Origin of the sequence: Pseudomonas sp. MOIL14HWK12:I2, assembly GCF_000510745.1 — a bacterium.
Taxonomy (GTDB): domain Bacteria; phylum Pseudomonadota; class Gammaproteobacteria; order Pseudomonadales; family Pseudomonadaceae; genus Chryseomonas; species Chryseomonas oryzihabitans.
In genome coordinates, this window is sequence record NZ_AZOA01000003.1 from 485638 (window position 1) to 500178 (window position 14541).

Here is a 14541-nt window from a genome sequence, read left to right on the forward strand (position 1 = left end):
CCGCTACCCCAACGCCTCCAACCGCTGCCGACTGCGCTCGAACCAGTCGCTCAGGGCTTCCGCCACCACTCTGGTGCGCTTCGGCAACCCACCCTGGTAGGGATGGACCAGAAACAGCGGCTGGCTGGGGGTGCGCCATTCCCGGAGCAGCCAGACCAGGGCGCCGCTGGCCAACTCTTCGTGCACCATGAATGACGGCAGCCGGGCGATGCCCTGCCCGGCCAGGGCAGCCTGCTTGAGCAGGCTGTAGTGGTTGCAGGAAAGACTGGGCTCCACCTGGACGCGGCTGAGCTGATGCTCGCGGTGATAGAGCCAGACGTCGCCCTCGGCATAGTGACTGTTCACCAGGCAGCGATGGCCGAGCAGATCCTCGGGCACCCGGGGGACCTCGACCCCGGCCAGATAGGCCGGTGCCGCGCAGGTCACCTCCTGCATGGCGAACAGCGGGCGGGCGACCAGGCGTTCGTCCGGCTCCAGCCGGGCGCGGATCGCCAGGTCGAAGCCCTCGGCCACCAGGTCGCGGTAGCCGTTGTCCAGCACCAGGTCCAGCTGGATGGCGGGATGGGCGGCGCGACAGGCCAGTAGCACCTCGAAAAAGGTGTAGCCCAGGGACACCGGCACGGTCAGGCGCACCGGGCCGACGGCTTGCTCCTGCAGCCGGGCCACGCTCTGCAGGGCCCGCTCGCGCTGGCGCACCAGGGCCTGAGCCTCCGGGAGCAGGGCACGACCGGCGGGGGTGGGATCGAGGCGTCGGGTGGTGCGGTGCAGCAGCTTGGTCTCCAGGCGCATCTCCAGCGCCCGGATGCGCTTGGACAGCTGGCCCTTGCTGCAGCCCAGGCGCTCGGCCGCACGGGTGAAGCTGCCGCTGTCACAAAGGATGGCGAAGGCGGCGAGATCGGCGAAGTCGTCCTGCATCGTTTCCCCCTGGAAACACTGGATTGCCATTCAGGCGATTTATCCGGGCAATGGGCCATTCTAGGCTGAGGACTCCTTTCCCTTCACGGAGCCACCCCATGAAAATCATCCTCGTCGGCGCCAGCGGCACCCTGGGCAGCGCCATCGCCGAACGCCTGGGCAGCCGCCATGACCTGATCCGCGTCGGCCGCCGATCCGGCGACCTGCAGGTCGACATCACCCAACCCGAGTCCATCCGTGCCCTCTTCGCCCAGGTGGGTCGTTTCGACGCCCTGGTCAGCGCGGTGGGTTCGGTGACCTTCGCCCCCTTCACCGAGATGACGCCCGAGGCGTACCAGAAAGGCCTGCAGGACAAGCTCATGGGCCAGGTCAATCTGGTGCTGCTCGGCCAGCAGCAGGCCGCCGAGGGCGCCTCCTTTACCCTGACCACCGGCATCCTCAGCGAACAGCCCATCGCCCAGGGCAGCTCGGCGGCCATGGTCAACGCGGCGCTGGAAGGCTTCGTGCGCGGTGCGGCCATCGAGTTGCCCCACGGTCAGCGCCTCAACGCGGTCAGCCCGACGGTGCTGCAGGAGTCCCTGGGCCACTACGGTGATTTCTTCCGCGGTTTCAAGGCGGTCAGCGGCGCCGAGGCCGCTCTGGCCTACGAACGCAGTGTGGAAGGACGAGAAACCGGCAAGACGTATCGCGTCTGGTAAGTCCTTGAGCTCGCGGCGCTGTCTGAGTAACGTGTGCCCACCTCAGTCGGAGTCCTGCGATGCCAGCGCCGCGTGCCATCTTTCCCCTAGCCCTGCTCGGCCTCCTCGGCGGCTGCAGCCTGTTCCAGAGCGACGACACCCCGCGTGCACCGGGCGGCGAGCGCCTGCAGGGCGATCTGCGCTGGAGCGGTGACCAGCTGCTGTTCCGCCCCTGCCAGGAACAGCGTTTCTTCGACGTCACCGACGCCAACAACACCGCCATCCTGCGCGATGCCCACGAACTGGCCGCCGACAGCGGCGCCGCTTCGCTGTTCGCCGACCTGCGCGGCAAGCTCAAGTCCGGCGGTCGCGATGGTGCCCAGGGCGTGTTCGCCGTCACCGATGTCTACCGCGTGCAATACAGCGGACCGGGTTGCAGCGATCCCAACTTCAAGCGCACCGCCATGAACGCCGGTGGCCATGGACCGGACTGGAGCGTCCAGGTCAGCAACCAGGGCATGCTGGTCAGCACCGCCGGCCAGCAGCGCCGCGCCCTGCCCTTCGTGCAGGAAGAATTGCCGGGCGGCATGCGCGCCCTGTCCACCGAAGCCAATGGCGAGAAGGTCGAGCTGTGGATCAATCCGCGGCGCTGCGTGGACGGTCGCACCGGCACCGTGCAGTCACTGCAGGCCGAACTGCGCATCAATGGCCAGACTTGGCAGGGCTGCGCCTTCTATGGCGGAGCCGGCAACCCCACCTAACTCGGGCGTTCGCGCGATGCTTAGCGCGATCCCCTTGGCATCTCCCGCTTTACGTTTAGCGTCGCGCGCCCCAAGGGGCTAGTCTAGCGACGGCAAGGTTTCATCCGCTTCGCTTGGTCACTTCCGGGTTCCACCAGGCGAAGGCACAGGAACGCTCATCCAGCCAGGGTTCAGGCATGCCAACATCCCAAGCGTCTCGTAGCGCGCCTCCGCGCCGACGGGGCCATACCGTTCTCCTGCGGCTGTTCCCCGCGCTCTGCGTGCTGCTCCTGGGTCTCATCGGCCTGGGTTGCTATCTGCTGGTCGACAATGCCGTGCGCCAGGATGCCACCGTCGCCCAGCATACCGAGCGCGCCGTTGGCCGCACCTTCACGCGCCTCGACGAAGAGGTCGCCCGCAACCTGATCGACTACAGCAAATGGGACGAAGCCTATCGCCGCCTGCACCAGACACTGGACAGCGACTGGGCCTTCGAACAGGGCAATCTGGGCGAATCCCTGTTCCAGGTCTATGGCTATGAGGGAGTGCTGGTGTTCGACGGTCAGGATCGGCCCCGCTATCGCCTGCTCGACGGCCAGCTCGCCGATCCCGCTGCCCCTTGGCTGCAGGGCGACATCGCCGGCCTGCTGGCCGCGGCGCGCAGCGCCGACGCCCGCGCCGGCAGCGTGTCCGGCGTGCTGACCGTGGCCGGGATGCCGGCGCTGGTGGCCGCCGCCGCCATCACCCCGGGCGACCAGGCCGGCGTTCGCCCCCAGGACGCGCCGGCCTCGGTACTGGTCTTCGTCAATGTGCTCAGTCCGGCGCGGCTGGCGGCCCTGAGCGAAGCCAACAACCTGCCGCCGCTGAGCATCAGCGCCAACGGCGCCGGCAGCCGCGCCAGCTGGCAACTGCCGGGTTCCAGCTATCAGCTGACCTGGCGCCCACCGCGTCCGGGGCTGTGGCTGATGCAACAGACCCTGCCGCTGTTCGGCGGCGGGGTGCTGATCCTGCTGCTGGGGCTGATCTGGCTGTTTCGCCAGGCGCTGATCTCGATGCGCCAGCTGGATGCCCAGTACGATGACCTGCTGGCCAGCCGCAGCGAACTGGCCATCGGCGAGCGGCGCTTCCGCGACATCGCCGAGGCCACCTCGGACTGGCTGTGGGAGGTCGACGCCACGCTGCGCCTGGTCTATGTCTCGGATCGCTTCGCCGAGGTCACCGGGGAAGCCACCGAGCGCTGGCTCGGCCGGCCGCTCGCCGAATTGCTCACCCCCCATGCCGACACCCTGGCGCACTGGCTCGCCGGCCAGGCCCACGACCGCAAGCCACGACAGCCGCTGGTCTGCCACTACCTGGACGGCAACGGGCGCGAACGCACCTGCCGGGTGGCCGCCCGGGCCATTCCCGAAGGTGGCTATCGCGGTACCGTCACCGATCTCACCGACGAGATCGAGGCCCTGGCCCAGGTCCAGCACCTGTCCTGGCACGATCCCCTGACCGGCCTGCCCAATCGCCATCGCCTGCACCAGTTTCTCGCCACCCATCTGGAAGGCCCGGAGCCCCGCCCCCTGGCGCTGATCAGCCTGGACCTGGATAGATTCAAGACGGTCAACGACGCCCTCGGCCATGCGGCCGGCGATCAGGTCCTGCAGGAAGCGGCGCAGCGCCTGCGGCAGAACGTGACCGCCACCGACCTGGTGGCGCGCCTGGGCGGCGACGAATTCTGCGTGGTGCTCAGCGGCGATCGCGACCCCGCTGCCATCGCCGACCTCTGTCGGCGCCTGGTGGAGCAGTTGCGCCAACCCTTCCGCCTCGGCGAGCAGCGGGTCTTCATCGGCAGCAGCCTGGGCGTGGCCCTGGCGCCGCGGGATACCTGCATCCCGGCGGAATTGCTGCGTCTGGCCGACATCGCCCTGTACCAGGCCAAGGCCGCTGGCCGCGGCACCTGGCGCTTCCACGAACCGGCCATGAACGAGCAGGTGCTCCTGCGCCGGCAGCTGGAACAGGATCTGCGCCAGGCCCTGCGCGATGATCGCCTCAGTCTCTACTACCAGCCGCGCCGTTGCCTGGCAGATGGCAGCCTGCGCGGCTTCGAGGCGCTGGTGCGCTGGGAGCACCCGACCCAGGGCCTGCTGGAGCCGCTGGATTTCCTGGCCCTGGCCGAAGACGCCGGCCTCGGGCAGCGCCTGGGGCGCTGGGTGCTGGAGACCGCCTGCCACGACGCTCAGGGCTGGCCGGAACGCCTCTCGGTGTCGGTCAATCTGTCGCCGCAGCAATTCCACGCCAACGAAGATCCGGTGCAGACCGTGGCCGAGGCGCTCTACCAGAGCGGCCTGGCGGCCTCGCGCCTGGAGCTGGAACTCACCGAGCGCACCCTGCTGGATCCCGCCGCCGATGTGGCCAACACCCTGGGCGCGCTCAAGGGCCTGGGCGTGCGCCTGTGCCTGGACGACTTCGGGTCCGGCCTGTGCTCCCTGGCCTACCTGCGCCGCTATCCGCTGGACGGCATCCGCCTCGACCGCAGCTTGATCGCGCGGCACCGGCAAGCGCCGGAAGACAGCGCCCTGGTGCGGGCCATGATCGATCTCGGCCGCTCGCTGGGGCTGAGGGTGACCCTCAAGGGCGTGGAAGACGCCGAGCACCTGCGCCAGCTGCAGCACCTGCCGGCGGACGAGATCCAGGGCTTCCACTGCGGCGCGCCGCTACCGGCCGATCGGCTGGGCGCCTGGCTGGACGAAGGGGTGGCGGAGCCGTTGAGCTGAAGGGGTGCGCCGGGCGCCTAGCGCTCGGCCACCATGCTGCCCTCGCCCGCCGCACCGCGTCGCTGGTTGCGGTCGTCGCGAGGAGTGACGCCAAAGAAGTTGCGATAGGCGCTGGAGAAGTGCGGCCCCGACGAGAAGCCGCAGGACAGGCCGATCTGGATGATCGATTTGCTGGTCTGGGTGAGCATCTTGCGTGCCCGATTCAGCCGTAGCTCCAGGTAGTACTGGCTGGGCACCCGCGCCAGGTACTGCTTGAAGATCCGCTCCAGTTGCCGCCGGGAGACGCAGACGTGCTGGGCGATCTCGTCGGTGGTGAGGGGCTCTTCGATATTGGCCTCCATCAGCATCACCGCCTGGGTCAGCTTGGGATGACTCGACCCCAGGCGATTCTTCAGCGGAATGCGCTGCCGCTCGCTGCCTTCGCGCAGCCGCTCGACGATCAGCTCCTCGGCGATGGTGCCGGCCTGCTCGGCGTCGCGGTCACGGCCGATCATGGCCAGCAGCAGATCGAGGATGGCCAGGCCGCCGCAGGCGGTCAGGCGATCGCGGTCCCACTCGTAGAGGTGGTGGGTGGCGATGACCTTGGGAAACTGCTCGCTGAATTCCTCCAGCCAGCGCCAGTGCACGGCGGCGCGATGCCCGTCGAGCAAACCGAGCTGGGCGAGGATGTGCACCCCGGCGGAAAAGCCTCCCATCACCACCCCGGCCCGGGCGGTCTGGCGCAGGGCCGCGGCCAGGGGCGGCGGCAGCGCGGGCGAGGGTTCGTCGGCCAGCACGAAGAGGCGATCCAGGCGTTCCAGCTGCCCTTCCCAGTGGCCACCCGGCAGGCGCGGCTGCAACTCGCTGCCGGCCTGCAGAAAGCGCACCTCGTAGGGTGTATCGCTCGAATGGCGAGCGGCGAGTTCCAGCGCTTCCTCGACCAGGCCCACGGTCAGCGGACGAACGTCGGGCCACAGCAGAAAGGCGATGCGGATGGTCATCTAACGTCTGGCTTCCTGTCGAGAGCGGCGGGGGCGACCGATCCGGGGCCCGCGCGCCATGAAACCCTTGTGGGGTGGCACGCATGGTACGCCGGAGCGCTGCCCCTGTCCCGGCCTTTGCCCGGGGTAGCGGACCGGTGTGCCCTCCGGTCCGCCGGTTGGCGCGATTCTAGCGCCAGCGCAACGGCCAGGGCTTTTACCCTGGCGACAACTCCTTACAGGACCGCCAAAAACAAACCGCCCGCTACCGGGACGATAGCGGGCGGTTGGCGAAGCCGTTGAATCAGGCGACGGCCTGGCTCATCTGCTGGTGGGTGCCGACCAGATGCTGCACCACCCCCGGATCGGCCAGGGTGGAGATGTCGCCAAGGGCGTCGTACTCACCCACGGCGATCTTGCGCAGGATCCGCCGCATGATCTTGCCGGAGCGGGTCTTGGGCAGCCCCGGCGTCCACTGGATGACATCGGGCGTGGCGATCGGGCCGATCTCCTTGCGCACCCACTGCTTGAGCTCCTGGCGCAGGGCTTCGTTGCCCTCCTCGCCCTGGTTGAGGGTCACGTAGACATAGATGCCCTGGCCCTTGAGGTCGTGGGGCATGCCCACCACGGCGGCCTCGGCCACCTTGGGATGGGCCACCAGGGCGCTCTCGATCTCGGCGGTGCCCATGCGGTGGCCGGAGACGTTGAGCACGTCGTCGACGCGACCGGTGATCCAGTAGTAGCCGTCTTCGTCGCGGCGGGCGCCGTCACCGGTGAAGTACATGCCCTTGAAGGTCTTGAAATAGGTGTCGACGAAGCGGTCGTGGTCGCCATAGATGGAGCGCGACTGGCCCGGCCAGGAATCGAGGATCACCAGGTTGCCTTCCACGGCGCCGTCGAGCAGGTTGCCTTCGTTGTCCACCAGCGCCGGCTGGATACCGAAGAAGGGACGGGTCGCCGAACCGGGTTTCTGGCCGATGGCGCCGGGCAGCGGGCTGATGAGGATGCCGCCGGTCTCGGTCTGCCACCAGGTGTCGACGATGGGGCAGCGCTCCTGGCCCACGGTCTTGTAGTACCAGTGCCAGGCCTCGGGGTTAATCGGCTCGCCCACCGAACCGAGCAGGCGCAGGCTGCTGCCGTCGACGCCGCGCATGGCCGCGTCGCCCTGGGCCATCATGGCGCGGATGGCGGTGGGCGCGGTGTAGAGGACGTTGACCTGGTGCTTGTCCACCACCTGGCCCATGCGGGTGACGTCCGGGTAGTTGGGCACGCCCTCGAACAGCAGGGTGGTGGCGCCATTGGCCAGGGGGCCATAGACGATGTAGCTGTGGCCGGTGATCCAGCCGACGTCGGCGGTGCACCAGTAGACCTCGCCGGGACGATAGTCGAAGACCCGCTCGTGGGTCAGGGCGGCATAGGTCAGGTAGCCGCCGGTGGTGTGCAGGATGCCCTTGGGCTTGCCGGTGGAACCGGAGGTATAGAGGATGAACAGCGGCGCCTCGGCGGACATCTCCTTGGGCTCGCAGTGTTCCGGGGCCACCGAGGTGATGTCCTCGTACCAGACGTCGCGGTGGCGGTGCCAGGCGATGTCGGCGCCGGTGCGCTTGCAGACGATCACCTTGCGCACCGAATAGGTGGCCGGATTGGTCAGGGCCTCGTCGACGTTGGCCTTGAGCGGGATCTTGCGGCCGCCGCGCACGCCTTCGTCGGCGGTGATCACCAGCTTGGACTGGCAGTCGCTGATGCGGCCGGCCAGGGATTCGGGAGAGAAGCCGCCGAACACCACCGAGTGCACCGCGCCGATGCGGGCGCAGGCCAGCATGGCCACCACGGCCTCGGGGATCATCGGCATGTAGATGGTCACCACGTCGCCGCGGTGGATGTCCTGGCCGCGCAGGGCGTTGGCCAGCTGGCAGACCTCGCGATGCAGCTCGCGGTAGGTGATGTGGCGGCTGTCGGCCGGATCGTCGCCTTCCCAGATGATGGCGGTCTGGTCGCCGCGGGTTTCCAGGTGGCGATCCAGGCAGTTGTAGGAGGCGTTCAGGGTGCCATCGGCGAACCACTGGATGTCGACGCGATGATCGTCGAAGGAGGTCTGCTTGACCCGGCTGAAGGGCTTTATCCAGTCCAGGCGCTGGGCCTGCTCGCGCCAGAAGCCATCGGGGTTGAGGATGGACTGCTGGTACAGCCGGCGATAGGTGACTTCATCGGTCAGGGTCTGGGAAGCGACTTCCGCGCGGACCGGGTAGAAAGCGGCACTCATGGGACGATCTCCTCGGCGGGAAACTGTTGTTCTTGTTGTGTTCCGTTGTACGGCGCGCACCGGTTTCGGACCATTCGACCATGGTCGGACGGGACGCCGGGAGCTGACCGGCGGGTCTGTTACCCTGCCCTTTCGTGACTTTCTTTCCCCAAGGAGCGCCCCATGGCCGATCTCGCCCACTCCCATTGCGTCCCCTGCCGCTCCAGCGAGCCTGCCCTGAGCGAGGCCGCCAGCAACGAATTGCTCAAGGCCGTCCCGGGCTGGACGCTGGTGGAGCGCGAAGGAATTCCACGGCTGGAACGCCGCTATGCCTTCGGCAACTTTCTGGAAGCGCTGGACTTCACCAACCGCGTCGGCCGCGAGGCGCAGGATGAGGATCACCACCCGGCCCTGCTCACCGAATGGGGCGCGGTGACGGTGAGCTGGTGGACCCACAACATCGGCGGCCTGCACCGCAACGACTTCATCATGGCCGCCCGTACCGATGCGGTCGCCCTGGCGGCCAACGTCTGAACGCCGGAATACCGGAGCGCCGGGGCGCCGGGGCGCCGGATCGCCGGCCGCCGGATTGCCGGGCCACACGCTAGTCGCAGGCGGCGGCGAGTCCCTCGGCATGCACGAAGCACAGCTTGTTGCCTTCCGGATCCCGGCAGTAGGCGGCGTAGAAGTCCGCGCCATAGTCCGGCCGGATGCCGGGAGCGCCCTCGTCATTGCCGCCCAGTTGCAGGGCGCGGTGCCAGGCCGCCTCCACGGCCGCCGGCGAAGGCGCGGCGAAGCTCACCTGGACGCCATTGCCCCAGGAGGCCGGCAGGCCATTGAAGGGCAGCTGTACATAGAATTGCGGCCACGCTCGCCCTGGCCGCTGCCAGCCACACCCGGGCGGGCCACCATCGTCTTCGGCCGGCATCCGCACCAGACCGAGCTCGTGCAACACGCCGTCGTAAAAATCGATCAGGCGCTCCAGATCACGCGCGCCTACCTGTACATGGCTGAACATGGGCTCTCTCCCGCTTGCCAGGGGCCATCAGGCCACGTTAGACCAGTCCGCTGCGGCTGCCTATCGGCTCGACAAGCCCGGTCCGGGCGGTTAGCGTGGCGGCCTTTGCCTGTGACGACATAGCCATGAATCTGCGCACCCTCCCCCGCCTGACCAAGATCGGTCTGGTCTTCTTCATCCTCGGCCTGCTGGGCGTGGCCTTCGCCCTCTATGGCCTCTACCAGGGTCCGCGTCCCTCCGAACCCGGCGCCATGCGCAGCCTGCTGTTCGCGGCAGGCTTGCAGCTGACCGGCTACGTGCTGCTCAACCGCAATCGCTTCCGCATGCTGTCCGGCCGGCGCAAGGACTGACCATGACCCTCCAGTGGAGCTGCCGCGCCGCACCGGCGCTGACCACCGCCGAGCTCTATGCCGCCCTGGTGCTGCGTGCCCGGATCTTCGTGGTGGAGCAGCAGTGCATCTATCCCGACGCCGATGGCCTGGACCTGGCGGAAGACGTCTGGCACCTGTTCGGCTGGCGCGACGACCAGTTGCACGCCTACCTGCGCCTGCTCGGCGCGGTACGCGAGGAAGTGGTGATCGGCCGGGTGATCGTCGCCCCCGAGGGCCGCGGCAGCGGCCTGGGGCATCTGCTGCTGGCGGAAGCCCTGCGCGTCTGCGCCGAGCGCTGGCCCGGGCGCCCGCTGTTCCTCTCCGCCCAGGCCCATTTGCAGGCCTACTATGGCCGCTATGGCTTCACACCCTGCTCAGCGGTCTATGACGAAGACGGCATTGCCCATATCGACATGCGTCGCCTGGCGGACTAACGGCGGCGGCGCAAGGGATCGAGCAGCGGCTTGAGGCCGTTATGGTCGATCTCCTGCATCAGCGCCAGCAAGCGGCCCAACTCGCCAGGCGGAAAGCCGCTGCGGGCGAACCAGTTGAGGTAGTGGCCCGGCAGGTCGGCCAGCAGGCGGCCGGCGTACTTGCCATAGGGCATGGTCCAGGTCACCAGGGCTTCCAGATCCGCGGGTTGCATCTCTTGTCTCCTCTACACGGCCTGGCGATTATGCCATGCCCTCAGGGGCCAACCGTCGGCCGCGGGGAGCGCCAGCCGCCCGCGACGATCCCAGCTACACCAGGTCTGCAGAGGATTTCAGCATGAGCAACGTTTCCCGGCCGCTGGCCGCCGTCACCGGTGCCTCCAGCGGCATCGGCTTCGAACTGGCCAAGCAGCTGGCCCGCCACGGCCATGATCTGCTGCTGGTCTCCCGCGGCGACGGGCTGGACGCCGCCGAGCGCGAATTGCGTGCCCTGGGGGTCAAGGTCTGGAGCCATGCGGCCGACCTGCGCACCGCCGTGGGTGTGGAAGAGACCTTTAGATTCCTGCGCCGCCAGGGCCGCCCGCTGGACGTCATGGTGCTCAACGCCGGGGTCGGCCTGGGCGGCGCCTTCGTCGGCCAGACGCGCCTGGAAGACGAGATGGCATTGATCCAGCTCAATGTGATGGCCACCGTGCACCTGGCCAAGCTGGTGTTGCCGGAGATGGTCGCCGCCGGCCGCGGCCGGGTGCTCTTCACCTCCTCCATCTCGGCCACCGCGCCGATTCCCTTCGAGGCCGTCTATGGCGCCTCCAAGGCCTTCATCAATTCCTTCGCCTTCGCCCTGCGCAACGAGTTGAAGGACAGCGGCGTGACCCTGACGGTGCTCATGCCCGGCCAGACCGACACCAATTTCTTCCACCGCGCCGGCGAAGACGACACCAGCGTCGGCGCCGGGCCCAAGCACGATCCGGTGCAGGTGGCCGCCCAGGGTTATGCCGCCCTGATGCAGGGCCTCGACCATGTCTATGGCGGCGGTCCCGAGGTCCAGCACGAGGGCGAGGTGCTCAATCGGGTGGAAAGCGAGGCTCAGAAGGCCGAACGGCACCGCGCCTGGTCGGAGCCGGGATCGGCGGAAAAGGACTAGCTGCGCTTACGCCAGGCGAGGTGTCAGGCCCCTGCCTGACGTCCGCCCGACAGCCTCTAGTTGACCGGCGTGGCCCCGGGCGTGCCGCACTTGGCGAACTTGCCCTTGGCATCCTTGCATTGCACCGCCTTGGTCTTGGTCGTGTCGCATTTGACGAACTTGCCGTGGGCATCCCGGCAGGGCGCCGCCTGGACGCTGGCGGATGCGAAAAGGGTCAGGGCTAGCGCGGCGAACAGTGCTTTGAGCATGACGATCACCTCCAGGGCCGGGAGTGGCCTCTCGAAGCGTAGCTTGCATGCCAGGGCGCTGCCACCGGCGCTAGCTAGCGACACAAAAGCTCGTATCCAGCCACTGGAGGGAAGACCGTCAGGCTTGCTCGACGCGTGTCGAGGCCGCTCCCCAACGCTCGTTGACGTCATCCGCAGGCTGCCTCATCTTCCGCAGGCTCGTATGGACGAGAAAGTCTTGCCGCCCCCAATTAATGTACATACGATAAATCCATGGACATCACCTTCGACCCGGCCAAGAACGCCCTCAACATCGCTGCTCGCGGATTGAGCTTCGAAGGGGTTGCCAACTTCGATTTCTAAACGGCGCTGATCTGGGTCGACGACCGCAGGATCTATCCGGAAGTACGGTATTCGGCCCTGGGCCTGGTTGCGGGCCGAGTGCATGCCGTGGTGTTCACCGAAACCGCTACCGGCATTCGGGTCATCAGCTTCCGCAAGGCAAACAATCGCGAGGTAAAACGCTATGAGCAAGCCACTCAACCCTGAATTGATCGACGCGGAAAACCCTGAGTGGACCGACGAGAAGGTTGAGCAATCGGTGCGTATCGGTGCGTTGCCGGTGACCTTGCAAGCCAAGCTGCGTCGCGGCCGACCCCAAGCGAGCGTCACCAAGGAGCGCATCACCATTCGGCTTTCCCCGGACGTTGTCGACGCCTTCCGCGCGACGGGTTCAGGCTGGCAAACCCGCATGGATGCCGCGCTCAAGGACTGGCTGAAAACGCATTCGCCGTCCTGATCGTGCTCCGCCTTGCCCTGACACTGGGCGTCCATCTCCAAGCTGGATAAATCAGGAGTCGCGCTCTCCAGACCTGCCGCTAGAGGCCTAGGGCAGCATCCGCCGATTCCGCTCGACGTTCTTGCGGCCGACCAGGCTGCTCACTGTACCGCCCGATCTCTGCCTCACTGATCCTCGCGCACCGCGGGGACAGGCGCCAAGATGCCCATTCGCCAATCACCATGGGAAAGACCATGCGCACCCTGGGCCTGCTGGGCGGCATGAGCTGGGAGAGTTCGGCTCACTACTATCGCATCCTCAACGAAGAGGTCCGGCGGCGGCTGGGCGGCAGTCATTCGGCGGCCTGCCTGCTGCTGTCGGTGGACTTCGCTGAGATCGCCACGCTGCAGCATGCCGGCGACTGGGCGACGCTGGGTCTACGTCTGCAGGCGCATGCGCGACAACTGGCGGCCGGCGGTGCCGAGGCATTGCTGCTCTGTACCAACACCATGCATTGCCTGGCGGCGGAGATCGAGGCGGCCACGGCCCTGCCGCTGTTGCACATCGCCGATCCCACCGGGGCGGCGATCCAGGCGAAGGGCCTGCGGACCGTCGGCCTGCTGGGCACCGCCTTCACCATGGAGCAGGCCTTCTATCGCGAGCGGCTGACGGCGCGCTTCGGCCTGGAGGTGCTGGTGCCTGAAGCGGACGCGCGCCAGACCGTGCACCGCATCATCTATGAAGAGCTGGTGCGCGGCGAGGTGCGCGCCGAATCGCGGGCCGCCTATCGCGCCATCATCGCCGAACTGGTCGCCCGGGGCGCCGAGGGCATCGTGCTCGGCTGCACCGAGATCATGCTGCTGGTGGACCAGAGCGACAGTGCGGTGCCGCTGTTCGACACCACGCGACTGCACGCCCTGGCCGCCGTGGACTGGGCCCTGGACGAGCCCCGGGACTAACCCTGCAGTCGCTGCGCCACCTCGGCCAGCAGCGGACGGGCATCGAGCGCGGGCTGCTGGCACTCCGCGGCCAGGGCCGCCAGTGCCGGATCGACCGGCTCGCTGCACCGCGCCAGCCACTCCTCCAGCAGGATGCCGAAGGCGCGACTCTCGAAGCGTTGCAGGCGCGCCGCCTGAATCTCGTCCTCGGGCAGCAGCGAGGCACCGCCGAAATCCCCCAGCAGGCAGCGGGCGCCACCGTCCCAGAGGATGTTGTGGGCATAGAAATCACCGTGGACCAGGCCGTGCCCGTGCAGGTGCGCCAGGGCACTGGCCATGCCGCCAGCCATGCTGCGCACGGCGCTGGCGGTGAAGCGGGTGTCCTCGGGATAGACGTCGCGGCTGCAGGTGGTGAAGCTGGGCGGACCGGCCAGGTTGCCGAAGGCCGGCTCCACCAGCTCCAGCACCAGGCCGCTGCGCTGCTCGGGATGCTCGGCCAGGTCACCGAGAGCACCGATCAGCCAGGGATGGGTGCCGGCGCTGAGGCTGGCGGCGCTTTCGCTTTCCGGGGTGCCATCGCTGGTCATGCTACCCTTGAACAGCTTGACGGCGACCTCGCGCGACCCGGTGGGCGATTGCCAGCGCGCCTGATGGATGATGCCGGAGGCGCCCTCCCCCAGCCGCTCGCCAAGCTGCAGATCACCCCAGGCGATGCGCTGCTGGCGGGCGGCCTGAGCTCGCACCGCGCGCTCGCGCTCGGCGCCCAGGGGATTGTCGCCATAGGCCAGCCAGGTCAGCCGTGGCAACTCCAGGATGGCCGGCGGCAGCGCGGCGAAGCGATTCGCCGACAGCCGCAGCAGTTCCAGCTGGTGCAGGTCGGCCATGGACGCCGGCAGATGCTGCAAGCGGTTACCGGCCAGCATCAGCTTTTGCAGGGCGGGTCGCTCGCCCAGGGCGGCGGGCACCTCGGCGATGCGGTTGTCGGTAAGGATCAGCCAGCGCAGGCGTGGCGGCAGGGCCGCGGCGCCTACCCGCTCCAGCTGGCAGGCCTTGAAGCCGATCATCTCCAGCCTGGGCAATGTGCCCAGCACCTCGGGCAGCTCGGTGAAGGGATTGCCCGAGCAGAAGAGAATGCGCAGCTGGTGCAACCGACCCAGGTCGGCGGGCAAGCGGGTCAGCCGATTGCCCGACAGGTCGAGGATTTCCAGGCTGTCGGCCAGGCCATAGATCTCTTCGGGAAATTCGGTCAGATCGGCGCGCAGGGTCAGGCGCGTGGCCCCGGCCAGTTCGCCGGCACGCAGCCGGGCAAGGGTATCCGTCATGGGAAAGCGACTCTCAG

Annotated in this window: 17 protein-coding genes; 10 read left to right on the top strand and 7 right to left on the bottom strand. The window is 68.0% G+C overall.

The window, feature by feature from the left end:
• Positions 1-3: 3 nt before the first annotated feature.
• On the bottom strand, positions 4-915 hold the full coding sequence (locus PSK12I2_RS0102275; protein ID WP_027597127.1) for a LysR family transcriptional regulator: 912 nt from the start codon (positions 913-915) through the stop codon (positions 4-6).
• Between the two features lie 98 nt (positions 916-1013).
• Here PSK12I2_RS0102275 and PSK12I2_RS0102280 point away from each other — a divergent pair, with 98 nt between their 5' ends.
• The 3 genes from PSK12I2_RS0102280 to PSK12I2_RS0102290 all read left to right on the top strand — a co-directional run bounded on the left by PSK12I2_RS0102280 (position 1014) and on the right by PSK12I2_RS0102290 (position 5094).
• The gene (locus tag PSK12I2_RS0102280; protein WP_027597128.1) at positions 1014-1613 is read left to right on the top strand and encodes a short chain dehydrogenase; all 600 of its coding nucleotides are present in this window, start codon (positions 1014-1016) and stop codon (positions 1611-1613) included.
• Positions 1614-1672: 59 nt separating this feature from the next.
• Positions 1673-2353, top strand: a complete 681-nt coding sequence (locus tag PSK12I2_RS0102285; protein ID WP_007159577.1) for a lipoprotein — start codon at positions 1673-1675, stop codon at positions 2351-2353.
• A 176-nt stretch (positions 2354-2529) separates the two neighbouring features.
• A complete protein-coding gene (locus PSK12I2_RS0102290; RefSeq protein WP_027597129.1) occupies positions 2530-5094 on the top strand; it encodes an EAL domain-containing protein in 2565 nt (854 codons plus the stop codon).
• Positions 5095-5111: 17 nt separating this feature from the next.
• On the opposite strand, the gene PSK12I2_RS0102295 is transcribed toward PSK12I2_RS0102290, so the two are convergent.
• Both PSK12I2_RS0102295 and acs read right to left on the bottom strand, forming a co-directional pair.
• A complete protein-coding gene (locus tag PSK12I2_RS0102295; protein WP_007159579.1) occupies positions 5112-6074 on the bottom strand; it encodes a GlxA family transcriptional regulator in 963 nt (320 codons plus the stop codon).
• Positions 6075-6357: 283 nt separating this feature from the next.
• Positions 6358-8316 carry an acetate--CoA ligase gene (gene acs, locus PSK12I2_RS0102300; RefSeq protein WP_027597130.1) on the bottom strand — a complete coding sequence of 653 codons (1959 nt, stop codon included), beginning with the start codon at positions 8314-8316 and terminating at the stop codon, positions 6358-6360.
• A gap of 162 nt (positions 8317-8478) precedes the next feature.
• Between acs and PSK12I2_RS0102305 the strand changes: the two genes are divergently transcribed.
• The gene (locus PSK12I2_RS0102305) at positions 8479-8829 is read left to right on the top strand and encodes a 4a-hydroxytetrahydrobiopterin dehydratase (RefSeq protein WP_007159581.1); all 351 of its coding nucleotides are present in this window, start codon (positions 8479-8481) and stop codon (positions 8827-8829) included.
• A gap of 70 nt (positions 8830-8899) precedes the next feature.
• On the opposite strand, the gene PSK12I2_RS0102310 is transcribed toward PSK12I2_RS0102305, so the two are convergent.
• On the bottom strand, positions 8900-9313 hold the full coding sequence (locus tag PSK12I2_RS0102310; RefSeq protein WP_027597131.1) for a VOC family protein: 414 nt from the start codon (positions 9311-9313) through the stop codon (positions 8900-8902).
• Between the two features lie 125 nt (positions 9314-9438).
• On the opposite strand from PSK12I2_RS0102310, the gene PSK12I2_RS0102315 reads away from it, so the two are divergent.
• Positions 9439-9663, top strand: coding sequence for a hypothetical protein (locus tag PSK12I2_RS0102315; protein ID WP_007159583.1), 225 nt, complete (start codon positions 9439-9441; stop codon positions 9661-9663).
• A 2-nt stretch (positions 9664-9665) separates the two neighbouring features.
• Entirely contained in the window at positions 9666-10118 is a 453-nt protein-coding gene (locus PSK12I2_RS0102320) for a GNAT family N-acetyltransferase (protein ID WP_027597132.1), read from the top strand.
• Here PSK12I2_RS0102320 and PSK12I2_RS0102325 read toward each other — a convergent pair.
• Positions 10115-10330, bottom strand: coding sequence for a DUF3820 family protein (locus PSK12I2_RS0102325; protein ID WP_007159585.1), 216 nt, complete (start codon positions 10328-10330; stop codon positions 10115-10117). The two genes, PSK12I2_RS0102320 and PSK12I2_RS0102325, sit on opposite strands and share 4 nt — an antisense overlap.
• Before the next feature lie 122 nt (positions 10331-10452).
• Here PSK12I2_RS0102325 and PSK12I2_RS0102330 point away from each other — a divergent pair, with 122 nt between their 5' ends.
• Positions 10453-11259, top strand: a complete 807-nt coding sequence (locus tag PSK12I2_RS0102330; protein ID WP_027597133.1) for an SDR family oxidoreductase — start codon at positions 10453-10455, stop codon at positions 11257-11259.
• A gap of 56 nt (positions 11260-11315) precedes the next feature.
• Here PSK12I2_RS0102330 and PSK12I2_RS0102335 read toward each other — a convergent pair whose 3' ends face one another.
• Positions 11316-11507, bottom strand: a complete 192-nt coding sequence (locus PSK12I2_RS0102335) for a hypothetical protein (protein ID WP_007159587.1) — start codon at positions 11505-11507, stop codon at positions 11316-11318.
• Positions 11508-11858: 351 nt separating this feature from the next.
• Between PSK12I2_RS0102335 and PSK12I2_RS25370 the strand changes: the two genes are divergently transcribed.
• The 3 genes from PSK12I2_RS25370 (at position 11859) to PSK12I2_RS0102355 (ending at position 13223) form a co-directional block, all read left to right on the top strand.
• Positions 11859-12035 carry a BrnT family toxin gene (locus tag PSK12I2_RS25370; RefSeq protein ID WP_371100246.1) on the top strand — a complete coding sequence of 59 codons (177 nt, stop codon included), beginning with the start codon at positions 11859-11861 and terminating at the stop codon, positions 12033-12035.
• Positions 12013-12285, top strand: a complete 273-nt coding sequence (locus tag PSK12I2_RS0102350) for a BrnA antitoxin family protein (protein WP_027597134.1) — start codon at positions 12013-12015, stop codon at positions 12283-12285. Before PSK12I2_RS25370 ends, PSK12I2_RS0102350 begins: the two co-directional genes overlap by 23 nt.
• Positions 12286-12518: 233 nt before the next feature.
• The gene (locus PSK12I2_RS0102355) at positions 12519-13223 is read left to right on the top strand and encodes an aspartate/glutamate racemase family protein (RefSeq protein WP_027597135.1); all 705 of its coding nucleotides are present in this window, start codon (positions 12519-12521) and stop codon (positions 13221-13223) included.
• Here the strand turns inward: PSK12I2_RS0102355 and PSK12I2_RS0102360 are convergent.
• Positions 13220-14524, bottom strand: a complete 1305-nt coding sequence (locus tag PSK12I2_RS0102360; protein ID WP_027597136.1) for a leucine-rich repeat-containing protein kinase family protein — start codon at positions 14522-14524, stop codon at positions 13220-13222. The genes PSK12I2_RS0102355 and PSK12I2_RS0102360 overlap by 4 nt on opposite strands.
• Positions 14525-14541: the final 17 nt, after the last annotated feature.